Raw genomic sequence first — 26,258 nt, 5'->3', positions numbered from 1 at the left:
CCCCCCCCCCCCCCCCCCCCCCCCCCCCCCCCCCCCCCCCCCCCCCCCCCCCCCCCCCCCCCCCCCCCCCCCCCCCCCCCCCCCCCCCCCCCACGCCGGTGAGCACGGGCAGCCGGGCGGCGCTGTAGCGCCCGCCCCGGCCGCCCGGCCCACCGGCCGGCGGGTCAGGCCTCCGGGGCCCCGGCGCCGGGCGCCGGACGGCCGGCGTCGTGGCGCTCGCCCGGACGGACGCCCTGGTGGTCACCGCCCTGGCGCTCGCTCTGCTGGTCACCGCCCCGGGGAGCGTCACCCATGGGTACGGACGGGCCGTTCTCGGCCGCCGCGCAGCGGGCGAGGACCTGACGCAGCGCCTCCTTCTCCTGCTCGGTGACGCTCAGGCCGTAGTAGTCCTTCACGGCGATCCACGCCCGGGCGTAGGTGCACTCGGCGCCGCCCTTGGGCAGCCACTTGTCGGGGCCCTTGTCGCCCTTGGCGCGGTTGCTCCAGGTGGACACCACGATCAGCTGCGGCGCGGCCACCAGGTCGTTGGCGAACTCCAGCCGCTTCTCCGGCGACCACTCGCTCGCCCCGGAGCCCCACGCGTGCCGCAGCGGCACGATGTGGTCGAGGTCCACGTGCAGCGGGTCGTTCATCGTCCTGTTGTCGTACTCGCTGCGCCACTGGCCGCCGACGACCCGGCACGGGCCGTCGAGGACCGCCGGCACGACGGACTGGAACTTCAGGGCGATGTCCCGCGTGGTGCAGCGGTTCACGCCGTGCTGCGCCCAGCAGGCGGCGCCGCCGAACTGCTTGCGGTCGTAGCCCTTGTCCTTGAAGGGCTTCACCTCCAGGTCGTCCAGCATGCGCGTGGCGTCCTCGCGGTCCGGGACGCCCCGGGGCCACTTCGCCGGGGGCATGTTGCGGAAGCCGGGGTGGGTGCCCGTGAAGGTGCCGGTGAAGGTGCCGGTGACGGTGCCCGCCGGGTGGCCGGCCGGCGCGTCCTTGGCGGGCATGGTCTGGGGGAACGCGGGCCGGGCGTGCTCCGGGGGCTTGGCGCCCTGGTGCTCGGGAGGCTTGGCGCCCTGGTGTTCCGGCGCCTTGGGGGCCATGCCCTCGGGCTTCGCGCCCTGGTGCTCGGGAGGCTTGGCACCCTGGTGCTCCGGCGCCTTGGGCATCATGTGCTCCGGAGGCTTGCCGCCCTGGTGCTCCGGCGGCTTGCCGCCCTGGTGCTCCGGCTTCCTGGACTGCTGGCCGTCCGGGGCCGGGGGCGGTGTCTTCGGCGGAGGCGAGGTCACGGGGGGTTTGGTGTAGACGTCCCCCTCCCATGCCGCCGGGCCCTCGCAGTCGACCTCTTCGTAGTCCATCGGCAGCGACGCCCCGGTCGGCTGGACGCCGAAGCGGTGGCGCGCGTAGTCCGGACCCGGTGGGGGGAGGGCGTGGGCGGCGCTGACGGGCAGCGCGGCCAGGAGGAGGGCGGCGGCGGTGACGACGGACGCCACGAAGGGCGGCCGGCACCGGCGCGCGGATATCTCCTGCGATCGCATGGGTTCTCCTTCGCTGAATCGAGTGCGCTGGATCGAGCCGACGCAGCTTCCCGACGAGTGCGCCGCCGGCGGCACATCACACACCTCACCGGGACGAATCACCCGACCGGCCCGCACGGGCCACCCCATCGCCCGCCCTCACACCCCCGTCCGCTCCCGCGCGAGCTCGTCCTCCTCCAGCAGCCGCGCCGCCAGGTTGTCCAGGGCGCGGTCCATGCGCGCCCGGTCCTCGGGGTCGGTGAGGTCCCAGTCGTCCAGGCGCTCGGCGAGCCAGGTCCGCCAGGCCGCGCCCAGCCGGTCGACCTCCGCCTCCCCGGCCGGGGTCAGGTACAGCCGGTCGCCGTCGATCCGCGCGTAGCCGGAGCCGGCGCTGCGGGCGAAGGCCGGTGCCAGGACCTGCGGCGGCATCCGGTGGGCCGCCGCCACCGAGGACAGGGTCGCCTCGCCGCGTACGCGCAGCCGCCAGTGGATCTGCCCGAGCGTCCACGCCTCGGCCGGGTCGAGGCGGCTGCCGGAGGCCAGCAGGACCTGGCGGCTGACCGGGCCGTCCCCGGCCCGGCGCATCACGCCGGCCACGGCCCGTTCCAGCTGCCGGTCCGACTCGGCCGAGTCCGGCGCGGCGAACGCCTCGCCCATGTCGGACGCGCCCGCCCGGGCGCTGTCGCGCAGCGGCACCTCCTTGAGGAACCAGGCCACCATGAAGCCGAGCAGCGCGACGGGCACGACCCACCGGAAGACGTAGTCGACGGTGGCCGCGTAGGCGTCGACGACGGGTGCCGCCTGCTCCGGCGTCAGGGCGCGCAGCCCCTGGGGGCTGAGGACGGCGGAGACGGGCACGCCGGGCGCGTGGTGGAGCGCGTCCCGCAGGTTGGGTTCCAGGTGGCCGCTGTAGAGGGTGCCGAAGACGGCCGCGCCGAAGGAGCTGCCGAGGGTGCGGAAGAAGGTGACACCGGAGGTGGCGGTGCCGAGCTCCTGGTAGGCGACGGTGTTCTGGACGGCGATGGTCAGTACCTGCATGGCGAGGCCGATGCCGAGTCCGAGGACGAGCATGTAGAGCGATTCCAGCCATACGCCGGTGGTGCGGCCCATCGTCGACATCAGGTACAGCCCGAGGGCCGTGACGGCCATGCCGGCGATCGGGAAGGCGCGGTAGCGGCCGGTGCGGCTGACGGCCGCGCCGGAGAGCATGGAGGTGCCCAGCAGCCCGGCGACCAGCGGCAGGGTGCGTACGCCGGACATCGTGGCGGAGACCCCGTCGACGTACTGGAGGTAGGTCGGCAGGTACGTCATCGAGCCGAGCATCGCGAAGCCCACGATGAAGCTGAGGATCGAGCAGACGGTGAAGACGGAGTTGCGGAAGAGGTGCATGGGCAGCATGGGTTCCGCGGCCCTCAGCTCCACCAGGACGAAGGCGGTGAGCAGCGCCACCGCCCCCGCGAAGAGGCCGGTGATCACCGCCGAGCCCCAGGGGTACTCGGTGCCGCCCCACTCCAGGCCCAGGACCAGCGCGGAGGAGCCGAGCGCCACGAGCACGATGCCCGCGTAGTCGACGACCGGCCGGACCGCCGAACGGACGACCGGGACGGTCCGGGCCGCCATGACGACCATCACTGCGGCCACCGGCACGTTGACGTAGAAGCACCAGCGCCAGGTGGCGTGGTCGGTGAAGACGCCGCCGAGGGTGGGGCCGACGACGGTGGTGACGCCGAAGACGGCGCCGAGGGCGCCCTGGTACTTGCCGCGTTCGCGCAACGGGATGACGTCCGCGATCAGCGCCATGGCCGTGACCATCAGCCCGCCCCCGCCGATGCCCTGCACGGCGCGCGCGGCGATGAGCATGAGCATCGAGGTGGCCGCGCCCGCGAACACCGAGCCGCCCACGAAGACGACGGCGCTGATCTGGAAGACCACCTTGCGCCCGAAGAGGTCGCCGAACCGGCCGACGAGGACGGTGGAGACCGTCTCGGCCAGCAGGTAGGCCGTCACCACCCAGGCCATGTGCCCGCCTCCGCCGAGGTCCGCGACGATGGTGGGCAGCGCGGTGGAGACGATCGTCTGGTCCAGGGCCGCGAGCAGCATGCCGAGCACGATCGTCACGAAGACGAGGTTGGTGCGGCGGCGGCTCAGCACCGGCGGGGCGGGCGGGGCGGTGGCGGTGGCCGTGGTCATCGTGACGTACCTCCCGAGCCCAGCATTCGGGGCGGCCCGGGGACGCGCCACCTCGGGCGGGCGGGGGGCTGAGCGCCCGGGTGGGCGGGGGCCGGGCGCTCCGGCGGGTGCGGGACCGGGCGAGGGGCGCGCAGTCGCGTGTCGCACGCTCTTGCCACTCGTTCGCAGCGCGGCCCTATCATCGAGCGCCCGCGAGGGGCCGGATCGCGCCACGCGGCGGCCCCTGGCGAGTGGTCCGGGCCACTCCCGGACCGTAAGAAAGCACGCACAACGGACGGAGTGCCGCCATGCACGTACCCGACGGGTTCATCGACGCCCCCGTCTCCCTGGCCGCCGGCGTCGTCGCCGCCGGGGCCGTCGCGGCCGGCCTGCGCGGCGCGCGGCGGGAGCTGGACGAGCGGACCGCGCCGCTCGCCGGGCTGGTGGCGGCGTTCGTCTTCGCCGTCCAGATGCTGAACTTCCCCGTCGCGGCGGGCACCAGCGGGCATCTGCTCGGCGGGGCGCTCGCGGCCATTCTCGTGGGCCCCTGGACGGGGCTGCTCTGCATATCCGTGGTGCTGCTGACGCAGGGCGTGCTGTTCGCGGACGGCGGCCTCACCGCGCTCGGCGTGAACATCACCGACATGGCCGTCGTCACCACGGTCGTCGCCTACGCGGTCTTCCGGCTGCTGGTCACCGTGCTGCCGCGGCGCCGCTCCTCGGTGACCACCGCCTCCTTCGTGGCGGCGCTGGTGTCCGTGCCGGCCGCGGCCTGCGCCTTCACCCTCCTCTACGCGCTGGGCGGCACCACCGACGTGCCGATCGGCACGGTGTTCACGGCCATGGGCGGCGTGCACGTCCTCATCGGCGTCGGCGAGGCGGTGATCACCGCGCTGACGGTGGGCGCGGTGATGGCCGTCCGGCCCGACCTGGTGCACGGCGCGCGCGGGCTGACGCGGCCGCTGACGCTGCGCCGGGCCGACGGGACGGAGATCGAGCAGGCGGCGCCGGCCCCGGCCCCCGCCGCCTCCCGCTCGGCCCGCCGGCTCGGGATCGCCGGCCTGGTCACCGCCGTCGTCCTGGCCGGCTTCGTCAGCTTCTACGCCTCCACCAGCCCGGACGGCCTGGAGAAGGTCGCGCACGACAAGGGCATCGACGCCAAGGCCGAGGACCACGCCGCGAAGGACTCGCCGCTGGCGGACTACCAGGTCAAGGACGTCGGCGACGCGCGGCTGTCCGGCGGCCTGGCCGGGGTGATCGGCGTCGGCGCGACGCTGGCGGTGGGCACGGGCGTGTTCGTCGCCGTCCGCCGCAGGCGCGCGGCCGGCCGCGCGGAGACCGAGGCCGGCTGATGGGCGCGGGACACTCCCACCGGCTCTACCGGCACGGGCACTCCCCCGTGCACGCCCTCCCCTCGCACTGCAAGATCGCCGCGGTCTTCTGCTTCGTCCTCGTGGTCGTCGCGACCCCGCGCGGGACGGTGTGGCTCTTCGGGCTGTACGCGCTGCTGCTGGCCGCCGTCGCGGCGGCGGCCCGCGTCCCGCTCGCCTTCGTGCTGCGGCGGCTGCTGATCGAGGTGCCGTTCGTGGGCTTCGCGGTGCTGCTGCCGTTCGTGGCGCAGGGCGAGCGGGTGACGGTGCTGGGCCTGTCGCTCAGCCAGTCCGGCCTGTGGGGCGCCTGGAACATCCTCGCCAAGGGGACGCTGGGCGTCGCCGCCTCGGTACTGCTGGCCGCGACGACCGAGCTGCGCGCGCTGCTGCTGGGCCTCCAGCGGCTGCGGATGCCCCCGCTGCTGGTCCAGATCGCCTCCTTCATGATCCGCTACGGCGATGTGATCACGGACGAGATGCGGCGCATGCGCGTCGCCCGCGAGTCCCGCGGCTTCACCGCGCGCGGCGTCCGGCACTGGAAGGTGCTGGCCACGTCCGCCGGGGCGCTCTTCATCCGCTCCTACGAGCGCGGCGAACGCGTCCACCTGGCGATGGTCAGCCGCGGCTACACGGGCACGATGCCCGTACTCGACGACGTGCGCGCGACCCGCGCGCAGTGGACGTACGCGGCGCTCCTGCCGCTGGCCGCGCTGGCGGCCCTCCTGACGGGACGGACCCTGACATGACCCCGGACACCACCCCCTCCCTGGAGGTCTCCGGCCTCGCCTTCGCCTATCCCGACGGTCACCAGGCCCTCTTCGGCGTCGACCTGACCGTGCGGCGCGGCGAGCGCGTCGCCCTGCTGGGCCCCAACGGCGCCGGCAAGACCACGCTCGTCCTCCATCTCAACGGCATCCTCTCCGGCGGCGCCGGGTCGGTGCGGGTGGCGGGGCTGCCGGTGGAGAAGCGGAACCTCGCCGAGGTCCGGCGCCGGGTCGGGATCGTCTTCCAGGACCCCGACGACCAGCTGTTCATGCCCACCGTCCGGGAGGACGTGGCCTTCGGCCCGGCGGCGGCCGGGCTGCGCGGGGCCGAGCTCGCCGCGTGCGTGGACCGGGCGCTGGCCCGGGTCGGCATGGCGGCCTTCGCCGACCGGCCCCCGCACCACCTCTCGTTCGGGCAGCGGCGGCGGGTGGCGGTGGCCACGGTGCTGGCCATGGAGCCGGAGATCCTCGTCCTGGACGAGCCGTCCTCCAACCTCGACCCGGCCTCCCGGCGCGAGCTGGCCGAGATCCTGCGCTCCCTGGACGTGACCGTGCTGATGGTCACCCACGACCTGCCGTACGCGCTGGAGCTGTGCGAGCGGTCGGTGGTGCTCAGCGACGGTGTCATCGCGGCGGACGGCCCCACCCGGGAGCTGCTGTGCGACGAGGAACGGATGCGGGCGCACCGGCTGGAGCTGCCGTTCGGCTTCGATCCCCGGTCGGTGGCCGTGCGGGGATGATCCCCGGACCACCCCCCGGTCCCGGGCACCGGCGACCACGTTGCACCATGGTGGATGGTTTTGTAGTGGTCGGGAACAGTGGGAGCGGTCGACGGTGATGGACGTGCAGGGCACGGTGGCGGACGGCTTCGAGCCGGTCCGGGACGCCTTCGCGGACAACTTCGCACGGCGCGGCGAGCGCGGCGGAGCCGTCGTGGTCTACCGCGACGGCCGCCGCGTCGTCGACCTGTGGGGTGGCGCGCGGGACGGTGACGGGGGCGAGGAGCCCTGGCGGCACGGCACCGCGCAGGTGGTGCGCTCCGCCTCGAAGGGCGTCGCGGCCGCCGTGCTGCTCCTGCTGCACCAGCGCGGCCAGGTGGACCTGGACGCGCCGGTCGGCACGTACTGGCCGGATTTCAAGGCGAACGGCAAGGAGCGGGTGCTCGTCCGCCATCTGCTCGCGCACCGCGCCGGGCTGCCCGCGCTGGACACCCCGCTCACCCCGGCCGAGGCGGTCGACGGGGTCAGCGGGCCGCGCGCGCTGGCCGCGCAGGCCCCGGCGTGGGAGCCGGGCACCGACCACGGCTACCACGCGCAGACGTTCAGCTGGCTGCTGGGCGAGCTGGTGCCCCGGGTGACCGGGCGGAGCATCGGCACCTGGGTGGCGGAGGAGATATCCGGGCCGCTGGGCCTGGACCTGTGGCTCGGGCTGCCGGACGCCGAGCGCGCCCGGGTGGGCCGGCTCGCGGCGATCGAGCCGCCGCCGGCGCCCGCCGCCGCGGGGCTGCGGGTGCGCCCCAAGGCCTCGGTCGCCGACGCCTACCGCGACCCGTCGTCGCTGACGTCCCGGGCGTTCGCCGCGATCACGCCGCACGCCGACGAGAACGACCCCGCCTACCGGGCCGCCGGGCTGCCCGGGTCGGGCGGCATCGCCACGGCCGACGCGCTGGCCCGCTTCTACGCCTCGCTCATCGGGGTGGTGGACGGCGGCCGGCGCCTCTTCGCCCCGGCCACGCTGACGATGGCCCGCACCGAGGAGTCGGCGGGCCCGGACCGAGTCCTGGTGGTGGGCACCCGCTTCGGCCTGGGCTACATGCTGCACGGCCCGGCCTCGCCGCTGCTCGCGCCCGGCTCGTTCGGCCATCCGGGCCGGGGCGGCTCGCTGGCCTTCGCCGACCCGGAGTCGGGCATCGCCTTCGGCTACGTCACCAACGGCATGCAGAAGAACGTGACGGCCGATCCGCGCGCGCAGGCCCTGGTACGGGCGGTTGGCAGGGCGCTGGCGGGGTAGTGCTGGCCGCATGGCGGCGACGGCGCGGTTCGAGGGCTACGCGGTACTGATCACGGGCGCGGGGCGCGGCATCGGGGCCGCCACGGCGCGGCGCCTGGCGTCGGAGGGCGCGGCGGTGCTGCTGACGGACGTGGACGGCGAGCGGGCGGAGGGGGCCGCGGCGGCGCTGCGGGCCGACGGGCTGACCGCGCGGTCGCTGGTGTGCGACGTGGCCGACGCGGCGGCGGCGCGGGCGGCGGTGGAGTACGCGGTGGATTCCTTCGGCCGGCTGGACGTGCTGGTCAACAACGCCTTCGCGTGCCATCCGGACCCGCCGCTGGTGGAGGACGAGAGCGACGAGGCCTGGGCCCGGGACCTCGACATCACCCTGACCGGCGCGTTCCGCTGCGTCCGCGCCGCGCTGCCGCACCTGGCGGCGGCGGGCGGCCGGGGCGCGGTGGTCAGCGTCGGCTCGGTCAACGGCGAGCAGGACTTCGGCAACCACGCCTACAGCGCCGCGAAGGCGGGGCTGGCGAGCCTGACCCGCACCCTGGCGGGGCACTGCGCGCCCCGGGGCGTCCGCGTCAACCTGGTGGCGCCCGGCACGGTCCGTACCGCCAACTGGGCGGGGCGCGAGGCGGCGCTGGAGCGGGCGGCGGCCTTCTATCCGCTGGGGCGGGTGGGCCGACCGGAGGACGTGGCGGCGGCGGTGGCGTTCCTGGCGTCGCGGGACGCGTCCTGGGTCACGGGGGTGACGCTCCCGGTCGACGGCGGCATCCTCATCGGCAACGTGGGGCTGCGGGCGGCGCTGCGGGGGCCGGGAGCGTCCTGAGGAGGGCCGTCACCCGCGCGGGGGCAGCGGCGGCCGGGCGAGGCGGGGCACCGCCGAGAGGTCCGGGGGCTCCGCGGAGCGGTGCCTCTCCAGCAGGTCCAGGGCCACGCGCACCGCGTCGGTCAGCTGCTTGTGGCGGCCCTCGGCCCAGTCCAGCGGGGTGCGGTCGACCTCGATGTCGGGTTCCACGCCGTGGTTCTCCACGCCCCAGCCGTAGTCGTCGAACCAGGCCGCGTTCATCGGGACGGTGATGTGGGTGCCGTCGCCCAGCCGGTGGCGGCCGGTCATCCCGACGACGCCGCCCCAGGTGCGCAGGCCGACGACGGGCCCGATGCCCTGCAGCCGGAACGCCGCCGTGATCATGTCGCCGTCGGAGGAGGTCATCTCGTCGGCGATGGCGACGACCGGGCCGCGCGGGGCGTTGGAGGCGTACGAGACGGGCTGGGCGTCGCGGGTGAGGTCCCAGCCGATGATGGTGCGGGTCAGCTTCTCGACGACCAGCTCACTGATGTTGCCGCCCGCGTTGCCGCGGACGTCCACGATGAGCGCCGGGCGGGACATCTCCATCCGCAGGTCGCGGTTGAACTGGGCCCAGCCGGAGCCGCCCATGTCGGGGATGTGGAGGTAGCCGCACCGGCCGTCGCTCGCCTCGCGGACGACCGCGCGGCGCTTGGCCACCCAGTCCTGGTAGCGCAGCGGCCGCTCGTCGACGAGCGGCACGACCGCGACGCGGCGTTCGTGGCCCTCGCCGCCCTCCTCCCCGGGGGGCATGCGGAAGGCCAGCTCGACGGTCGTCCCGCCCGCCGCCGCCAGCAGCGGGTAGGGCCCGGCGACCGGGTCCACCGGGCGGCCGTCGACGTGGGTGAGGACGGCGCCTTCGCGCAGCCCCGAACCGGCCAGCGGGGAGCGGGCCTTGGAGTCGGAGGAGTCGCCGGGCAGGATGCGCCGGATGGCCCAGGAGCCGTCCTTGCGGTGGGTGAGGTTGGCGCCGAGCAGGCCGATGGCGCGCTGGTAGTGGGGCGGGCCCTCGTTGCGGCGGGCGGGGGTGACGTAGGCGTGCGAGGTGCCCAGCTCGCCGAGGACCTCGCGCAGCAGGTCGGCGAACTCGTCGGGGGAGGCGACGCGTTCGACCAGCGGGCGGTACTGCTCCAGCACGGCGTCCCAGTCGACGCCGCACATCCCCGGGTCCCAGAAGTAGGCGCGGACGACGCGGCCCGCCTCGGCGTAGGCCTGCCGCCACTCGGCGGCCGGGTCGGCCACGTGCTGGATGCGCCGCATGTCGACGTAGACGGTGGTGTCGCTGTCGCCCGGGTCGGTGGCGGGGACGACCCGCAGGTCGCCCTCGTCGTTGACGACCAGCCGGGTGCCGTCGCCGCTGGCCGCGTACCAGTCGACGGAGGAGGTGAGTTCGGTGCGCTTGGCCTTGACGAGGTCGAAGTGTTCGAGCGTCGGGCGGCCGGAGGTGTCGGTGGGGTTGGCGAAGGTCTCGCCCAGCGCGCCGGAGATGGGCCAGCGCAGCCACACCAGGCCGCCGCCGTGGACGGGGTGGAGCGAGGAGTACTTGGAGGCGGCGACGGGGAAGGGCGTCACCCTGCTCTCCAGTCCCTCCGCCTCCACCGTCACCGCGCCCTCGGTGTCACCGGTGTCGTCGAGGTCCAGGCCGCCGCCGGCGGGACGGCCCTCGGTGGAGAGCGCGAAGGGCGAGGGCGTGGCGGAGGACAGCGGGACGAGGTAGGGGCGGCAGCCCAGCGGGAAGGACAGGTCGCCGGTGTGCACGTCGTAGACCGGGTCGAAGCCGCGCCAGGAGAGGAAGGCGAGGTAGCGGCCGTCGCGGGTGAAGACCGGCTGCTCGTCCTCGAAGCGGCCGTTGGTGACGTCGACGACCGTGCGGTCCGACAGCCTGGCGATCTTGATCTGCCGCAGCGACCGGCCGATGCCCGGGTGGGACCAGGTCAGCCAGCCGGAGTCGGGCGAGAAGGCCAGGTCGCGGACGGGCCCGTTGACGGACCGGATCAGCTCGGTGACCTCGCCGTCCCCCTCCGGCGATGCGTCGACGAGGAGCAGCCGACCGTCGTGCGCGGCGACGGCCAGCCGGCCGCCGTCCGGCGCCGCGAGCAGCTCGTGCACCCGCCCGAGGCGGCCCGCCGCCAGCCGGCGCGGGGCCGAGGCCCCGGCGGCGCGGGGCAGCTGGGCGATCTCGACGGCGTCCTCGCCCTCGGCGTCCGTCACATAGGCCACCCGGCCGGTGGCGCCCAGCATCTCCGGCAGCCGGACCCGGACGCCCGGGGTGTCGGCGAGGGTGCGGGCGGGGCCGTCGCGGTGGGTCAGCCAGTAGAGGCTGCCGCGCACCTCGACGGCGCTGGCCCGGCCGGTGGCGTCGACGCTCAGGGCGTCGACGTGGCGGGAGGCCTGCACCTGGTACGGGCGGCGGCCGGCGCGCGGCCCGCCGAGGCGGACGTCGAGCCGGCGCGGGGTGCCGCCGGGCGCGAGGTCGTCGACCAGCCAGACCTCGCCCGCGCACTGGTAGACGACGCGGTCGCCGTCGGTGGCGGCGTGGCGGGCGTAGAAGTCGGCGTGGTCGGTGTGGCGGCGCAGGTCGGTGCCGTCGTGCCGGCAGGAGTAGAGGTTGCCGATGCCCTCGTGGTCGGAGAGGAAGGCGACGCGCTCGCCGACGAACATCACCGAGTCGAGGTGGCCGCCGAGGTCCGGCAGCAGCCGGGTGCCCTGGAGCCACAGCCGGCCGGTGGCGCCGCCGCGGTAGCGCTTCCAGGAGGCGGGCTCGTGCGGGGGCTTGCCGGTGAGGACGAGGGTCTTGTGCTCGCCGGCCACGTCGGCGACGGCGATGTCGGAGAGCGGGCCCCAGGGCAGCTGTCCGCCGGGGCCGCCGTCGGTGGGGACCTTGTAGGCCCAGGAGTAGTACGAGAACGGCTGGCCGTGCGAGCTGACGGCGAGGATGTAGGAGACGCCGTCCTCCGGCGGGGTCCAGCCGCAGACCCGGGTGTCGGTGCTGCCCCAGTAGCTGAGCCGGCGGGCCGTACCGCCGTCGGTGGGGACGAGGTGGATCTCGGGGTCGAGGCTGCGCCAGGTGGTGAAGGCGATGTGCCGGCCGTCGGGCGAGAAGCGCGGGTGGCCGACCCTGGTCCGGTCGACGGTCAGCCGCCAGGCCCGGCCGGCCGCCTCGCCGGGGGCGGCCAGCGGGGCCAGCCAGAGGTCGTCCTCCGCCGCGAAACAGATCCGGTCCCCGTGCAGGTGCGGGTAGCGGATGTAGGCGTCGTCGCTCACGCCCTCCATGGTTTCGGCGCCCGGGGGCACCGGCAACTCGGTCCGTGACGGAGAACACCATCGAAACGGTGTCGTTTCGATGAGCGGCGGCCGTACTCTCGTACGAGTACGAAACCGTTTCGTACGCATGACGGGGGGAAGGACGATGCGGTATGCCCACGGAACCACCCAAGCCTGCGGTCCGCCGCACCCGGCTCACCCCCGAGCGCGAGGCCGAGCTCTACGAGGCGGTGCTCGCGCTCCTGCGTGAGGTCGGCTACGACGCCCTGACGATGGACGCCGTCGCCGCCCGGACACACGCCAGCAAGGCGACCCTCTACCGCCAGTGGAAGGGCAAGCCGGAGCTGGTGGCCCGGGCCCTGCGGCACAACAAGCCCGGCAGCCTGGAGGGCATCGACACCGGTTCGGTGCGCGGTGACCTCCACGCCATGGTGTGCCAGGCCGACACGGAACAGATGGAGAAGGACACCGCCCTCATGCGAGGGCTCGGGCACGCCGTGCACACCAACCCGGATCTCCACCGGGCGCTGCGCGAGGTGCTGATCGAGCCCGAGATGGGGTGGCTGGACGCGATGCTCCGGCGCGCGGTCGAGCGCGGCGAACTGGCGGCGGACAACCCCGCCATCCCCTTCGTCGCGCACATGATGACCGGCGGGTTCATGGCCCGCCCGCTCATCGAGGACCGGATGCCGGACGCGGACTACCTCACCCATTACGTCGACGCCGTGATCCTCCCCGCTCTCGGCGTATGACCCTCCCCCACGTATCACCCCACCCCCACCGAGGTTCCACCTGACGCACCGCTCCCGTCGGGCCGGTTCTCACATCCAGTTGTCAACACCCGACCGACGGGAGCACCACACTCGTGGCCACGTTCCTCTACAGACTCGGAAGGCTCTCCTTCCGACGGCGCTGGTACTTCGCCCTCATATGGGTGGTACTGCTGGTGACGGCCGGCATGGGCGCCGCCACGGCGTCCAAGTCCACCAACAACGACTTCTCCATCCCCGGCACGGAGGCGCAGCAGGCGTTCGACCTGCTGGAGAAGCGTTTCCCCGGGAACACCGAGCAGAACGCCAGCGCCCGCATCGTCTTCAAGGCCCCCGCGGGCCAGAAGCTGACCGACGCCAAGAACAAGAAGGCCGTCGAGGGCGTCGTCGGCGAACTCCGGCACAGCGCCCAGGTGGCCGGCGCCGCCGACCCGTTCGAGGGCAAGAGCGTCAACCGCGACGAGACCGTGGGCTACGCGTCCGCCGCGTACAAGGTCAAGTCCATGGACCTGACCGAGGACTCGCGCGACGAGCTCAAGGCCGCCGCCCAGCACGGGCGTGACGCCGGGCTGACCGTCGAGGTCGGCGGCAGCGTCCTCCAGGAGATGCCGGAGGGCGGCTCCGAGGCCATCGGCATCGCGGTGTCCGCCGTCGTCCTGCTGATCACCTTCGGCTCGCTCGTCGCGGCCGGCCTGCCGCTGCTCACCGCCATCATCGGCGTGAGCGTCGGCGTCTCCTCGATCGCCGCGCTGGCGCCGGTCCTCGACCTGTCCGCCAACACCTCCACCCTCGCGATGATGATCGGCCTCGCGGTCGGCATCGACTACGCCCTCTTCATCGTCTCCCGCTACCGCGCGGAGCTCGCCGAGGGCCGTGAGCGCGAGGAGGCCGCGGGCCGCGCCGTCGGCACCGCCGGCTCGGCCGTCGTCTTCGCCGGTCTGACCGTCGTCATCGCCCTGGCCGGCCTGGCCGTCGTCAACATCCCGATGCTGACGAAGATGGGCATGGCCGCGGCCGGCACCGTCACCATCGCCGTCCTGATCGCCCTGTCGCTGATCCCGGCGCTGCTGGGCTTCGCGGGCAAGCAGGTCCTCGCCCGCAAGGTGCGCAAGGCGGCCCCCGGCACGCCCCCCTCGGACAAGCCGAACATGGGCACCCGCTGGGCCCGTCTGGTGCTGCGCCGCCCGCTGCTCGTGCTGGCCGCCGGTGTGCTCGGCCTGGGCGCGATCGCCGTGCCCGCCGCCTCCCTGGAGCTGGACCTGCCCGACGACGGCGCGGCGTCCAAGAACACCACGCAGCGCAAGGCGTACGACATCCTGTCCGAGGGCTTCGGCCCGGGCTTCAACGGTCCGCTGATGGTCGTCACCGACCTGGCGGGCGTCAAGGACGCCAAGGGCGCGGCCCGGAAGGTGGAGGACTCCCTCACCAAGCTGGACAACGTCGCGACGGTGACCCCGGCGCAGTTCAACAAGGCCGGTGACACCGCCACCCTGATGGTGGTGCCCAAGTCCAAGCCGACCAGCACCGAGACCGAGGACCTCGTCCACGCCATCCGCGGCGAGAGCGGGTCGCTGAAGTCCGACACCGGCGCCACGGTGCTCGTCACCGGCGCGACGGCGATGAACATCGACGTCTCGCAGAAGCTCAACGACGCCCTGCTGCCCTACCTGGCGCTCGTCGTCGGCCTGGCCTTCCTGCTGCTGATGGTCGTCTTCCGCTCCGTGCTGGTGCCGCTGAAGGCAGCGCTGGGCTTCCTGCTGTCGGTGGTCGCCGCCCTCGGCGCCGTCGTCGCGGTCTTCCAGTGGGGCTGGCTGGGCAGCGTGTTCGGCGTCCAGGAGACCGGCCCGATCATGAGCATGATGCCGATCTTCATGGTGGGCGTGGTCTTCGGTCTCGCGATGGACTACGAGGTCTTCCTCGTGACCCGGATGCGCGAGGCGTACGTCCACGGCGAGCGCCCGGGCGAGGCCGTCGTGACCGGCTTCCGCCACGGCGCGCGGGTCGTCACGGCCGCCGCCGTCATCATGATGAGCGTCTTCGCCGGCTTCATCGGCTCCTCCGAGCAGATGATCAAGATGATCGGCTTCGGCCTCGCCATCGCCGTCTTCTTCGACGCCTTCGTCGTCCGCATGGCGATCGTCCCGGCGGTGCTGGCCCTGCTGGGCACGTCCGCCTGGTGGCTGCCGGGCTGGCTCGCCAGGATCCTCCCGAACGTCGACGTCGAGGGCGAGGGGCTCAGCAAGAGCCTCACGCCGGAGGCGGAGGCCCCGGCCGAGGAGCGGGAGTCCGGCGAGGCGGACCCCCAGGGCGAGCGCGAGCCGGCGCGCGTCTGACGCGGCCGTAGCGCACCTGATGACACGGGCCGGGGCCCGGGTTCCGAGGGGAACCCGGGCCCCGGCTCGTTCGTGTGCGGGGCGGTTCGGGCCTGGTCAGCCGCGGTCGTCCAGCTCGTCGCGGAGGTCGTCGAAGGACTCCTGGCGGCCCTGCTGGGGCTGCTGCCGCTGCCCCTGCTGGCCCTGCTTCTGGGGCTGCTGCTTCTGACCCTGCTTCTGGCGGAGCTTGTCCTCCGCCTGCTGCCCCTTCTGCTGGGCCTCCTGCTTCGCCTGCTGGCCCTTCTGCTGAGCCTGCTGCTTGGACTCCTCCGCCTTCCGCTTGGCCTGCTGTGCCTTGCCCTGCATCTGGTCCTTGATGCCCATGGGTGTTCACTCCCGGGAAGAGATCGAATATCGACCGCGACCAGACTCACACGCGGGCAGGGGCCCCGCACCTCGATCAGTGACGCTCCGTGACCGCCCCGGCGTCGGCCGCGCCGCCCGCCCCCACCAGACCCGGGCCCACCTCGCCCAGCCGGGGCTCGGCGCGCCGCATCTCGCGCGGCGCGCCCAGGGCCAGCAGGCCCGGCAGCGCCCCGCGCAGCGGCTGCATCGCCCGCAGCCAGGGCTGGGCGTAGACGTGCGCGGCGCGGCGCTCGATCCCCGCGACCAGCCGGTCGGTGGCCGGGCCCAGCGGATAGGTGCGGTTGGCGGGCCAGGGCAGCCGGCGGCGCATGTCCCGCATCACGTCGAACGCGTCGGCGCCGCGGACCATGTCCGTGTCGGTCCAGCTCAGATACGCGACCCCGACCCGGACGCCCTTGTGGGCGACCTCCGAGCGCAGGCTGTGGGCGTACGCCTCGACGCCCGCCTTGGACGCGCAGTACGCGGTCATCAGCGGCGCGGGCGCGAGCGCGGCGAGGGAGGCGATCTGGAGGAGGTAGCCGCGACTCCCGGTGAGCAGGGGCAGGAAGGCACGGCCGGTGACCACGCTGCCGACGAGGTTGACCTCGATGACGCGGCGCCACGCGTCGAGATCGCAGCCGGCCAGCGGACCGCCGGTGGCCACGCCCGCGTTGGCGACCACGATGTCGACCTTGCCGAATCGATCCTTCACCTCGGCCGCCACCTGGGCCATCGCCTCCTGGTCGGTGACGTCGGCGTGCCAGTGCGCGGCGTCGGAGCGCAACGTCCCGGCGACCCGGCGCAGTTCGTCCGGCTCCAGCCCCACCAGGGCCACGCTCGCGCCGCGCGCCGCCAGCTTGCGGGCCAGCGACTCGCCGACCCCGCGCGCGGCCCCGGTGACGACGGCGACCTGGCCGGCGAGGCCCGTACGGGCGCTCATCGCGCTGTCCCGGCGGCCGCACCGCCCGCCGCGGCCGGCGCGCGCCGGGCCCGGGGCGGTCGCAGGATCTGGTACTCCGCGAGATCCACCCGCCGGGTGACCTTGCGGAACTCACCCGTCGTGCCCGGCCAGATCGTCGTGTTGCGGCCGGCCGCGTCGAGATACCAGCTCCGGCAGCCGGTGCTCCACACCGTGCGCCCCATCCGCCGCTGGACCCCGCGGTTCCAGGCGTGCACGGCGGAGGGACGGGCGTCGAGCGCCGCACGGCCGCCGAGGGTGTCGAGCTGACGGAGGAAGTCGGCCATGTAGTTCAGCTGGGACTCGATGATGAGGATCATCGAGCTGTTCCCCAGGCCGGTGTTGGGGCCGATGATCGTGAGGAGGTTGGGGAAGCCCGCGGCGCTGGCGCCGCGCAGGGCCGCCATCCCGTCCTTCCACTCCTCCGCGAGCGTGGTGCCGCGGGCGCCCGTGATCCGGTCGGCGATCGGCATGTCGGTGATCCGGAAGCCCGTCCCGAAGACGATCACGTCCGCCTCGGCCTCGGTGCCGTCGGCGGCGACGAGCGTGGAGCCGCGCACCTCGGCGAGGCCGGAGGCCACGACGTCGACGTTGGGGCGGGTGAGCGCGGGGTAGAAGTCGTCGGACAGCAGGATGCGCTTGCAGCCGATGCGGTAGTCGGGGGTGAGCCGGGCGCGCAGCGCGGGGTCCTTGACGGCCTTGCGCAGGTGGTTCCGGGCGGCGATCTCCACCAGCTTCAGCCGGTCGGGCCACTTGGTGAACAGGCCGACCTGGAGCTCCCGGATGCCCCACACCGTGCCGCGCCGCAGCGCGCCGGTGGCCGGGATCCTGCTGTGCAGCCACTGCTCGGCGGCGGTGATCGGGCGGTCCGAGCGCGGCAGGACCCAGGCCGGGGTGCGCTGGAAGAGGGTGAGCCGGCGGACGTCCGGCTGGATGCCGGGCACGATCTGGACGGCCGAGGCGCCCGTACCGATCACGGCGACGCGCCTGCCGCGCAGGTCGTGGTCGTGGTCCCAGCGGGCGGAGTGGAAGACGCGGCCCGGGAAGCCGTCCAGGCCGGGGATGTCGGGGAGGCTGGGGTCGGACAGCGCGCCGGTGGCGGAGACGACGACGTCGGCGGCGTAGGCCGCGCCGCCCGTGGTGTCGATCTCCCAGCGGAGCGCGTCGCCGTCCCAGCGCATCGCACCGACCTCGGAGCCGAACCGCAGGTGCGGCCGCAGGCCGTAGGTGTCGGTGAGCCGCTCCAGATACGCACGGATGGCGGGCTGGCCCGAGAAGGTGCGCGGCCAGCGGGGGTTGGGGGCGAAGGAGAAGGAGTAGAGGTGCGAGGGGACGTCGCAGGCGCAGCCGGGATAGGTGTTGTCCCGCCAGGTCCCGCCGACGGCGTCGGCGCGCTCCAGGACCACGAAGTCGGTGATCCCCTCGCGGCGCAGCCGGATCGCGGCCCCCAGCCCGCCGAACCCCGATCCGATCACCGCCACCCGTACGTGCTGACGCTCTTGCTCGGCCATGCCGCAGCCTCCCGGTCGACACACTCGACGCAAAGGTGCCAGTGATGACTGGCACAGTGGGGAGCGTAGGGGAGAGTGCCACCGTCCGTACATGGTTGTGGACAAGGCGAGTTACCGCGGGTTCGGGGAAGCGGGGCCGCGCGGCCCCGCTGACGTCCGTACGAGGCGCCGGGCTCCTACGCGCCGAAGACCGCCGTCACCGGCGCGTGGTCGCTCCAGCGCTCGGCGTGGGTGGCCGCGCGCTCGACGCGGGCCTTCAGGGCGCGGTCGGCGAGGCCGGGGCTGGCGACGAGGTAGTCGATGCGCCAGCCGGAGTCGTTGTCGAAGGCGCGGCCCCGGTAGGACCACCAGGAGTAGGGGCCGTCGACGCCGGGGTGGAGGGCGCGGACCACGTCCACGTACTCCGTGAAGACCTTGGTCAGCCACTCCCGCTCCTCGGGGAGGAAGCCGGCGCTCCTGCGGTTGGCCTTCCAGTTCTTGAGGTCGGCCTCGGTGTGGGCGATGTTCCAGTCGCCGCAGACCAGGACCTCGCGGCCGTCGGCCGCCGCGCGGGCCTTCAGGCCCACCAGGTACGGCAGGAACTCCGCCATGAAGCGTTCCTTCTCGTCCTGCCGCTCGGTGCCCACCTCGCCCGACGGCAGGTAGAGGCTGGCCACCGTGACGCCCGGCAGGTCGATCTCCGCGTACCGCCCGCTGCCGTCGAACTCCGCCGAGCCGAAGCCGATCCGCACCGCGTCCGGCTCGCGCCGGGAGTAGACCGAGACGCCCGCGCGGCCCTTGGCCGCCGCCGGGGCGTGCACCACGTGCCAGCCCTCGGGCTCGCGCACCTCGTCGGGGAGCTGGTGGGGCTCGGCGCGGACCTCCTGGAGGCAGACGACGTCGGCCTCGGTCCGCGCCAGCCACTCCACGAAGCCCTTCTTCGCGGCGGCGCGCAGTCCGTTCACGTTTGCGGTGGTTACGGTCAGGTTCGACATTCCCGGCACGATACCCATTCCGCGGAATCCCCGCCGCGCCGCGCCCCTCCGGTCCTACGATCCGGCTCATGGAGATCCGCCCCGTCACCCTTGATCATCCCGACGTCGTGAAACTCGGTGACCAGGTGCAATCCGAGTACGCCGAGCGGTACGGCGACGGCGACCTCGCCCCCATGGACCCGGCGCAGTTCGCCCCGCCGCGTGGCCTGTATCTCATCGCGTACGACTCCGGGGGCACCCCGCTGGCCACGGGTGCCTGGCGGTCCATGGAGCGCGATGAGGAGGAGTACGCGGACGGCGACGCCGAGATCAAGCGGATGTACGTGGTCCCCGAGGCGCGCGGCCTGGGCCTGGCGCGCCGGCTCCTGGCGGTGCTGGAGGACGACGCCCGGGCCGCGGGGCGTACCCGCATGGTGCTGTCGACCGGGGACCGGCAGCCCGAGGCGATCGCGCTGTACCGCTCCAGCGGCTACGAGCCCGCGGCGGTGCGGTTCGGCATGTACCGCTTCCACGAGGGCTGCCGCTGCTTCGTCAAGCCGCTGACCGCGTCACCGGGCCGCTGACGGTCAGGAACCGCTCCCCCGGCCCGCCGCGATGGCCTTCTCGACCTCCTCGCGCACCTGCTCCGCCGGATAGCGCCGGACCTCCCCGAACGGGGCGAGCGCGCCGTCCGCCACGCCGTGGTCCTCCTCGCGGACCTCGGCCATCAGGACCGTGGCGCCCGGTGGCACCTCCGCCGCCAGCATCTCCAGGGCCGCGGTGGAGGCGGTGGCCGCGCGGGCGTCGTGGACGCCGCCGATCAGGCCGCCGGCCCCGAAGCCGACGAGCACGCCGAGCGGGCCGCCGAGGATGCCCAGCAGCCCGCCGAGCAGCCCGCCCATGGCGAAGGCGTTCGCCGTGCCGGTGTTGTCGACGGCGTCGGGGAAGTCCAGGGCGCCCTCCGCGTCCCGTGCGATCACCGCGCCCTCGCGCAGGGTCAGACCGCCGTCGGTGTGCGCCCGGCGCAGGGCGTCCAGCGCCTGATGGCCCTTGCCCGCCGAGGACACGCTGAGGAAGAGGACGTTGTCGTTCATGGCTTCCACTCTCGGGCCGGTGGCCGCGCCCCGCACGTCAGTCGCCGCCCTCCGGCGGAGCCGGCCGCACCGATCCCGTCAGGTCGAGCGTCGCCTCCGCTCCCCCGCCCTCCGGGTTGGCGAACGTCAGGACGGCGCCCAGCACCCTGGCCTGGCCGGCGGCGATCGTCAGGCCCAGGCCGAGCCCGGAGCCCGAGCCGGTGCGGAACCGCCGCGGGCCGCCGGCCAGCAGGTGCCCGGGAAAGCCGGGGCCGTGGTCGCGGACCCGGACGACGCCGCCGTCGACCTCGGCGACGACCGGGCCCGCGCCGTGCCGGAAGGCGTTGGTGACGAGGTTGGTCAGTATCCGCTCCACGCGCCGGGCGTCCGTCTCCACCAGGCAGTCGCCGGTGATCCTTACCTCCGCCGCCTCCCGTCCGTCGCCGGCCGCGGCCCGCACGGCCCGCCGGGTCAGCTCGCCGAGCGCCCGGACGTCCTCCTCGGCGCGCTCGGTGTCGCCGTCGAGGCGGGCCACCTCCAGGACGTCCTCCATCAGCGACCGCACCCGCCGCGCCCGCTCCCGGACCATCTCGGCGGGGCGGCCCGGCGGCAGCAGCTCGGCGGCCGCGACCAGGCCGGCGACGGGGGTGCGCAGTTCGTGCGCGATGGTGGCGGTGACCTCGCGCTCGGCCTGGATGCGGGCGGCCAGCGCGTCGGCCATGGTGTTCACGGCGTGGGTCAGCCGGGCGATCTCGTCCCGGCCGCCCCGGGGCCGCAGCCGGGCCACGAGGTCGCCGGCGGCGATGCGCTCGGCGGTCCGCGCGGAGGCGTTGAGCCGGCGGCCGGCCACGGTCGCCAGGGTCACCCCCACGATGCCGGCGAGTGCGGTGCCCACGCCGCCGGCCAGCCACAGGTCCGCGTCGAGGCCCCGGAGGTTGCGGGTCTGGCGGAGGTAGGAGTGCTTGAGGGCGACGATGTCGGCGCCGGACCGGGTCGCGCCCCACAGCACCGGCTCGGGGCCCGACCGGTCCAGGTAGGTGGCGCGCCGGCCCTGTTCGACGGCGCGGCGCAGGGGCGCGGGCAGGCCGTAGGGGTTGAGGAGGACGCGCGGGCGGTCGACGCCGGCGGCGTGGTCCTCGGCGGCCGAGAGCACGCGCTGGTCGAGGGCGTCGCGCGCGGTGTCGAGCTGGTTGACGGCCGTGCGGTGGTGGACGAGCAGGCCGATGAGGACGGCGACCAGTGCGGCGGTGGCGGTGATCGCCACCCCGATCTTCGTGCGCAGTCCCATGGGCGGGGGTTCTCCTCGGCTGCGGCGCGGCTAGCGCTGGGGGACGAAGAGCCGCAGGTCGCGCAGCTCGTGGGGGCGCCCGGGCGGAAGGCCGTCGGTCTCTATCGAGGCCCGTCCGTAGTAGGCGGAACGGTCCTGCCGGACCAGGCCGCTGAGCCTGACCCGGGCCGGGAGGGGGGTGTCGCGGCAGTCCGGCAGGCACCAGGCGCCGGCGACCCGGCCGACGGCCTCGGCGGTCGGCCCGCCCCAGGTGCGCCAGCGCAGGTCGCTCAGCCGGACGGCGTTCCCCCGGGCTCCGGTCGCGTCCCCGGTCGCGTCCCCGATCGCGAAGGAGGCGGGGCGGCGCAGCGGGGTCCCGCCGGGGCCCTCCAGGAGCAGCGTCGTGGTGGTGGCGGTCGTGGCGGGCTGCGCGGGGCCGGCCACCTTGAGCCCGCCCGGGTCGGCGCAGCCGCACAGCAGCCCGTTCAGCAGGCCGGCGGCGGCCAGGACCCCGGCGAGGCCGAGTACCGCGTTCAGTGGTCGCACGGGATTCCTCATGCTGTCGGGACGCGGTACGGACGGGGCGGGATCCGATGCGGGCGGGGGTGTGGGCGGTGATGCGGGCGGTGCGGTACGGACGGAGGCGGGCAGGACGGGACGGGCCGTACAGGCCCTGAGCGGCCCGTGGGGCCATTCGTGCCAAATGTAACCGGCGTGGCTGGTTCGGCGCCTGTGCCCTTGACCGGTTCCCTTCGGCGGCTCATAGGATCACCGCGCTCCAGTGGTCCGGTCCAGCCCGTCGCCCTCGCGTCACGGTGGAGGTCACTCATGCACATCGCCCGTCGCACGCTCCTCGGCGCCTTCGCCGGCTCCGCCGCCCTCGGGGCCGTGGGCGTGTCCGCCGCGGGCGCCGCGGCGGCGCCGGCCGGGGCCGCGGCCGCCGCGCTGGCCCGGCTCCTGCCCCGCCACCACGACCAGGTCACCTTCCGTACCGTTCCCCGGCGGGGCGGCCGGGACGCCTTCCGGGTGTCGGGGAGCGCGGGCCGGATCACCGTCGAGGGCACCACTCCGGCCGTCCAGCTCACCGGCTTCCACTGGTATCTGCGGCACACCGCGGGCGCCCACTTCTCCTGGAGCGGCAGCCAGACCGGGCGGCTCCCCGCCCGGCTCCCCGCCGTCCGCACCCCGCTGGCCAGGACGTCGAACGCCGTCCACCGCTTCGTGTTCAACGACACCAACGACGGCTACACCGGCCCGTACCACGGCTGGGACTACTGGGAGCGCGAGCTCGACGTACTGGCCCTGCACGGCTTCAACGAGGTGCTCGTCTACGCCGGAGCCGACGCCGTCTACCACCGCACCTTTATCGAACATGGTTACAGCGACGCGGAAGTGCGCCGGTGGGTTCCCGGCCCCGCCCACCAGCCGTGGTGGCTGCTCCAGAACATGTCGTCCTTCGGCGGCCCGGTCTCCCGCGAACTCCTCGACCGCCGCACCGAGCTGGCCCGGCGGATCGTCCGGCGGCTGCGCGAGCTGGGCATGACGCCGGTGCTGCCCGGCTACTACGGCACGGTGCCGCCCGGCTTCGCCGAGCGCAACAAGGGTGCCAGGGTCGTACCGCAGGGCGACTGGGGCGGCTTCCCCCGCCCCGACTGGCTGGACCCGCGCACCCCCCACTTCGCCGCCGTGGCCCGCACCTTCTACCGCACCCAGCGGGAGCTGTTCGGCGCGACCTCCATGTACAAGATGGACCTGCTGCACGAGGGCGGACGCCCCGGCGACGTCCCCGTCGGCGCCGCGGCCCGCGCCGTCGAGAAGGCGCTGCGCACCGCCCACCCGGGGGCGACCTGGGCCATCCTGGGCTGGCAGGAGAACCCCAAGCGGGCCATCCTCGACGCCGTCGACCGGTCGAGGATGCTCGTCCTCGACGGCGTCCCCGACCACTACCCCAAGGTCACCGACCGCGAGGCCGACTGGGGCGGCACGCCCTACGCCTTCGGCACCATCTGGAACTTCGGCGGCCACACGGCCCTGGGCGGCAACGCCCCCGACTGGGCCCGGCTCTACGACCGCTGGCGGACCAAGCCCGGCAGCGCCCTGCGCGGCATCGCCGTCATGCCCGAGGCCGCCGACAACAACCCCGCGGCCCTCGCCCTCTTCTCCGACCTGGCCTGGACGGACGGGGAGGCGGACCTGAAGGACTGGTTCGCGCGCTGGCCCGGCTACCGCTACGGCGCCACCGACGCCGCCGCCGTGCGCGCCTGGGACGTGCTGCGCCGCACCGCGTACGGCACCACGCGCGCGGACGGCTGGAGCGAGCAGGCCGACGGGCTGTTCGGGGCCCGCCCCGACCTGGCCGCCGACCGGGCCGCGGCCTGGTCGCCGCGGCGGCTGCGCTACGACGCGGCGGAGTTCGAGAAGGCGCTGCCCGCGCTGCTGGCGGTCGCCCCGGAGCTGCGCGACAGCTCCGCCTACCGCTACGACCTGCTGGACGTCGCCCGGCAGTGCGTCGCCAACCGCGGCCGGCTGCTGCTGCCGCGGATCAAGGAGGCGTTCGACGCGGGCGACCGGGACCGCTTCGGCCGCCTGACGGAGCAGTGGCTGGCCTGGATCGATCTGCTGGAGCCGCTCGTGGCCACCGACGAGCGGCACCTGCTGGGCCGCTGGGCGGCCGACGCGCGCGCCTGGGGCGCGTCCGACGCCGAGCGCGACCGCTTGCAGGCCGACGCCCTCTCGCTGCTGACGGTGTGGGGGCCGCGCGCCGCGGCCGACGGCGGCAAGCTCCACGACTACGCCAACCGCGAGTGGTCCGGACTGGTCGGCGGGCTCTACCGGCTGCGCTGGTCGACGTACTTCCGGGAGCTGGACACGGCGCTGGCCGAGGACCGGGCGCCCCGGCCCGTCGACTGGTACGCGCTGGAGGAGCGCTGGACCCGGCGGCCGCCGTCGCTGCGGGCCCGGCCGGCGGGGGACGTCGTACGGCTCGCCCGCACGGTGGCGTCGAGGCTGTAGGAACGGAACGAACGCGAGAGCCCGGGTGGACCGGTCCAAATGCCGGACCGGCCCGCCCGGGCCCGTATCGCCTGCGCCGGAGCCCTTAGGAGGCCTTCTTCGGGGCCGCGGCGTTCTTCGGGGTGCTCACGGTGGCCTCACCGCCCGCGAGCTTCCACTCGCGGTGGTAGAGGTCCAGCGGGATGCGCCGCTCGAAGAGCGGCGTACCGAAGATCTTCAGGTGCGCCGACAGCGCGCCCGTCAGGTCCACGCCGCCGTACGCGGCCCACTTGCCGGTGGCGGAGGCCGAGGTGGTCCGGCCGACACTGGCGGTGGCGGACGCCTCGCCCTCGGCCCGCAGGTACGGGGAGAGGTCGGCGCTGACGCCCACCGCGCCGTAGAGACCCACGGACGCCTCGGTGCCGAGGGACGCCTTGACCTTGCCGGAGGCGGAGGCCGAGGCGCGCACCGGGCTGACGCTGGAGTTGGACGAGTTGATGCCCGTCCAGCCCTTGCCCCAGGTGTAGGCGCCGCCGACCTTGAAGTCGCCCTTCATGTCCTGCTTCACGTCGACGGTGAGCTTGCCCTCCGCGTCGACCTGGAGGTAGCAGGTGAGGTCGAGGTTGACCACGACCGGCACCGGCCCGACCTGGATGACCGGGTCGGCGTGCAGCTTGGCGAACGGCACGCGCAGCGGCTTGCCCTCGGTGCCGGCCACGGCCTGGGCCTTGACCTCCCACGCCGAGGACCAGTCGCCGGACAGGGACAGCGACGCGGTGCCCGGACCGCGGCCGGCGCCGAAGCCCTTGCCGCCGTCGTAGGAGAAGTCGACCTCGGGCGCCAGCTGGACGAAGCCGGCCGCCGAGGCCTCCGCCGAGACCGGCGAACCGGGCGGCGTGGGCAGCGAACCGCCGATGTCCAGCCGCAGGTTGCCCAGGGGCACCTTGGCGCCCTTGGGACCGGCGTGGATGCCGTCGGGCTTCGTCCAGGAGACCTGGACGCCCTTCATCAGCGGCACGACCTTGACCGTCGAGGGGTCGACGGGGACCTTGCCCTTGGCCTCGGCGTCGCCGAGGACCGTGTCGAGCGTGGCCGGGGCCGTGTTGACCTCGGTGCCCTTGTCCGTCGTCCCCAGCACCTTGGTGACCTTGGCCAGGACGCCGTGGGGGGCGCCGGGCGCGGGGGCGCTGGCGATGACGTCGCCGACGGCGACGCCGGCCTCCGCGGAGCGCGAGGGCTGGGGCGCGACGCCCTTGGCGGGCTTCTTGGGCGCGGTCGCGGGCCCGGCGAGGACCGCCCGGCCGCTGTTCTTGTCGAACGAGGCGACCTTCAGCGACGACTTGGCGGCCTTGCCGGCCTTGGGCGCCGTGCCCGAGTGGGCCACGGCGCTCGGGGTGCCGGCCCCGGCGGGCGCGGGCGCCACGGCGAGGTTCGGCTGGGCGGCCGCGGCCTTGGCGGCGACCGGTTCGGCGTCGGCGGCACTACCGGAGGCGGCCGGGCTGCCCGACGAGCAGCCCGTGACGGCCAGCAGGGACGCGGCTGTCAGTGCGGGTAAAGCGGCATACCTGATGGTTCTGCGCAACGTTGGATCCTCGTGAGCGTGAGGTGGGGACGACCCGGGGGGAGTTGACGCCCCGGACCGCATCACACGGCATCAAAAAATCGCCGCGGTGGCGATTGCGCATGATCGTGTCATGACCTGACATGTACGCAGAACCGTTTCACCCCGCCCTAAACGATGATCTGGATCACACCTGGGGCCCCTGGGGCGTCAGCGCCGTGTCAGCGCCTCCTGGCACTGTTGTCCATGTCGAGGAGAGGTACTCGAAGTGGCCCAACGAGGACCGGGGAGCCCCCAAGCTCTTCGGTCGGGGTGCGCACCACCCCCCGCAGGTTCGAATCCTGCCCTCTCCGCTGGTGGAACAGCTGGTGGAACAGCTGGTGGAACAGCTGGTGGAACAGCAGCGGACAGCACAGTGGGGGGGGGGGGGGGGGGGGGGGGGGGGGGGGGAGGAGGGTGGGGGGGGGGGGGGAGGGGGCGAGGGCGAGGCCCAGGGCGGTACGGACGGGCGGGCGCCACATCGTCTCCTTGAGGAGGACCACCAGGTGG

The 26,258-nt window shown here is 74.4% G+C and carries 20 protein-coding genes and 1 tRNA gene; 10 read left to right on the top strand and 11 right to left on the bottom strand.

Features of this window, described 5'->3' with window-relative positions; translation table 11 throughout:
- Nucleotides 1–164 precede the first annotated feature (164 nt).
- Nucleotides 165–1,523 carry an HNH endonuclease family protein gene (locus AC07BS_RS33485; RefSeq protein WP_478935390.1) on the bottom strand — a complete coding sequence of 453 codons (1,359 nt, stop codon included), beginning with the start codon at nucleotides 1,521–1,523 and terminating at the stop codon, nucleotides 165–167.
- Between the two features lie 138 nt (nucleotides 1,524–1,661).
- Nucleotides 1,662–3,692: an MDR family MFS transporter gene (locus AC07BS_RS33480; RefSeq protein ID WP_478935389.1), complete on the bottom strand. Its 2,031-nt coding sequence runs from the start codon at nucleotides 3,690–3,692 to the stop codon at nucleotides 1,662–1,664.
- A gap of 287 nt (nucleotides 3,693–3,979) precedes the next feature.
- Here AC07BS_RS33480 and AC07BS_RS33475 point away from each other — a divergent pair, with 287 nt between their 5' ends.
- The 5 genes from AC07BS_RS33475 to AC07BS_RS33455 all read left to right on the top strand — a co-directional run bounded on the left by AC07BS_RS33475 (nucleotide 3,980) and on the right by AC07BS_RS33455 (nucleotide 8,626).
- Nucleotides 3,980–5,023, top strand: coding sequence for an energy-coupling factor ABC transporter permease (locus AC07BS_RS33475; RefSeq protein ID WP_478649846.1), 1,044 nt, complete (start codon nucleotides 3,980–3,982; stop codon nucleotides 5,021–5,023).
- Nucleotides 5,023–5,787 (top strand): cobalt ECF transporter T component CbiQ, encoded by a 765-nt coding sequence (gene cbiQ, locus AC07BS_RS33470; RefSeq protein ID WP_478649844.1) that lies wholly within the window; start codon nucleotides 5,023–5,025, stop codon nucleotides 5,785–5,787. The genes AC07BS_RS33475 and cbiQ overlap by 1 nt, the downstream gene beginning before the upstream one ends.
- Complete coding sequence (locus AC07BS_RS33465; protein ID WP_478649841.1) at nucleotides 5,784–6,545, top strand: energy-coupling factor ABC transporter ATP-binding protein; 762 nt, start codon at nucleotides 5,784–5,786, stop codon at nucleotides 6,543–6,545. The genes cbiQ and AC07BS_RS33465 overlap by 4 nt, the downstream gene beginning before the upstream one ends.
- A gap of 97 nt (nucleotides 6,546–6,642) precedes the next feature.
- Complete coding sequence (locus tag AC07BS_RS33460; RefSeq protein ID WP_478935391.1) at nucleotides 6,643–7,815, top strand: serine hydrolase domain-containing protein; 1,173 nt, start codon at nucleotides 6,643–6,645, stop codon at nucleotides 7,813–7,815.
- Between the two features lie 10 nt (nucleotides 7,816–7,825).
- Nucleotides 7,826–8,626: an SDR family NAD(P)-dependent oxidoreductase gene (locus AC07BS_RS33455; protein ID WP_478649839.1), complete on the top strand. Its 801-nt coding sequence runs from the start codon at nucleotides 7,826–7,828 to the stop codon at nucleotides 8,624–8,626.
- 9 nt (nucleotides 8,627–8,635) lie between these two features.
- On the opposite strand, the gene AC07BS_RS33450 is transcribed toward AC07BS_RS33455, so the two are convergent.
- A complete protein-coding gene (locus AC07BS_RS33450) occupies nucleotides 8,636–11,917 on the bottom strand; it encodes a S41 family peptidase (protein ID WP_478935387.1) in 3,282 nt (1,093 codons plus the stop codon).
- A gap of 143 nt (nucleotides 11,918–12,060) precedes the next feature.
- On the opposite strand from AC07BS_RS33450, the gene AC07BS_RS33445 reads away from it, so the two are divergent.
- Together AC07BS_RS33445 and AC07BS_RS33440 are read left to right on the top strand one after the other, a co-directional pair.
- Nucleotides 12,061–12,660, top strand: a complete 600-nt coding sequence (locus AC07BS_RS33445; protein ID WP_478649833.1) for a TetR/AcrR family transcriptional regulator — start codon at nucleotides 12,061–12,063, stop codon at nucleotides 12,658–12,660.
- A 113-nt stretch (nucleotides 12,661–12,773) separates the two neighbouring features.
- The gene (locus AC07BS_RS33440; protein ID WP_478935385.1) at nucleotides 12,774–15,011 is read left to right on the top strand and encodes an MMPL family transporter; all 2,238 of its coding nucleotides are present in this window, start codon (nucleotides 12,774–12,776) and stop codon (nucleotides 15,009–15,011) included.
- Nucleotides 15,012–15,107: 96 nt separating this feature from the next.
- Here the strand turns inward: AC07BS_RS33440 and AC07BS_RS33435 are convergent, their stop codons facing one another.
- From AC07BS_RS33435 to AC07BS_RS33420, 4 genes are all read right to left on the bottom strand, one after another.
- The gene (locus AC07BS_RS33435) at nucleotides 15,108–15,374 is read right to left on the bottom strand and encodes a hypothetical protein (RefSeq protein ID WP_478649828.1); all 267 of its coding nucleotides are present in this window, start codon (nucleotides 15,372–15,374) and stop codon (nucleotides 15,108–15,110) included.
- A 76-nt stretch (nucleotides 15,375–15,450) separates the two neighbouring features.
- Complete coding sequence (locus AC07BS_RS33430) at nucleotides 15,451–16,335, bottom strand: SDR family oxidoreductase (protein WP_478649826.1); 885 nt, start codon at nucleotides 16,333–16,335, stop codon at nucleotides 15,451–15,453.
- On the bottom strand, nucleotides 16,332–17,864 hold the full coding sequence (locus AC07BS_RS33425; protein ID WP_478935384.1) for a flavin-containing monooxygenase: 1,533 nt from the start codon (nucleotides 17,862–17,864) through the stop codon (nucleotides 16,332–16,334). Before AC07BS_RS33425 ends, AC07BS_RS33430 begins: the two co-directional genes overlap by 4 nt.
- 176 nt (nucleotides 17,865–18,040) lie before the next feature.
- Complete coding sequence (locus tag AC07BS_RS33420; RefSeq protein WP_478649821.1) at nucleotides 18,041–18,838, bottom strand: exodeoxyribonuclease III; 798 nt, start codon at nucleotides 18,836–18,838, stop codon at nucleotides 18,041–18,043.
- A gap of 68 nt (nucleotides 18,839–18,906) precedes the next feature.
- Between AC07BS_RS33420 and AC07BS_RS33415 the strand changes: the two genes are divergently transcribed.
- Nucleotides 18,907–19,401, top strand: coding sequence for a GNAT family N-acetyltransferase (locus tag AC07BS_RS33415; RefSeq protein WP_478649818.1), 495 nt, complete (start codon nucleotides 18,907–18,909; stop codon nucleotides 19,399–19,401).
- Nucleotides 19,402–19,404: 3 nt separating this feature from the next.
- Here AC07BS_RS33415 and AC07BS_RS33410 read toward each other — a convergent pair whose 3' ends face one another.
- From AC07BS_RS33410 to AC07BS_RS33400, 3 genes are read right to left on the bottom strand one after another with little or no spacing between them, the layout of a single operon-like run.
- Nucleotides 19,405–19,911 carry a DUF1269 domain-containing protein gene (locus AC07BS_RS33410; protein ID WP_478649816.1) on the bottom strand — a complete coding sequence of 169 codons (507 nt, stop codon included), beginning with the start codon at nucleotides 19,909–19,911 and terminating at the stop codon, nucleotides 19,405–19,407.
- 37 nt (nucleotides 19,912–19,948) lie between these two features.
- Nucleotides 19,949–21,178, bottom strand: a complete 1,230-nt coding sequence (locus tag AC07BS_RS33405) for an ATP-binding protein (RefSeq protein WP_478935382.1) — start codon at nucleotides 21,176–21,178, stop codon at nucleotides 19,949–19,951.
- A gap of 30 nt (nucleotides 21,179–21,208) precedes the next feature.
- Complete coding sequence (locus AC07BS_RS33400; protein ID WP_478649812.1) at nucleotides 21,209–21,703, bottom strand: hypothetical protein; 495 nt, start codon at nucleotides 21,701–21,703, stop codon at nucleotides 21,209–21,211.
- A 282-nt stretch (nucleotides 21,704–21,985) separates the two neighbouring features.
- Here AC07BS_RS33400 and AC07BS_RS33395 point away from each other — a divergent pair, with 282 nt between their 5' ends.
- Nucleotides 21,986–24,169: an alpha-N-acetylglucosaminidase gene (locus AC07BS_RS33395; protein WP_478935380.1), complete on the top strand. Its 2,184-nt coding sequence runs from the start codon at nucleotides 21,986–21,988 to the stop codon at nucleotides 24,167–24,169.
- 85 nt (nucleotides 24,170–24,254) lie between these two features.
- Here the strand turns inward: AC07BS_RS33395 and AC07BS_RS33390 are convergent, their stop codons facing one another.
- Nucleotides 24,255–25,730: a hypothetical protein gene (locus AC07BS_RS33390; RefSeq protein ID WP_478935379.1), complete on the bottom strand. Its 1,476-nt coding sequence runs from the start codon at nucleotides 25,728–25,730 to the stop codon at nucleotides 24,255–24,257.
- A 232-nt stretch (nucleotides 25,731–25,962) separates the two neighbouring features.
- Here AC07BS_RS33390 and AC07BS_RS33385 point away from each other — a divergent pair.
- Nucleotides 25,963–26,062: transfer RNA gene (locus tag AC07BS_RS33385), tRNA-OTHER, on the top strand.
- Nucleotides 26,063–26,258: the final 196 nt, after the last annotated feature.

It is taken from the genome of Streptomyces sp. NPDC044063, assembly GCF_056434285.1.
This window is presented reverse-complemented; position numbering and strand designations above follow the sequence as displayed.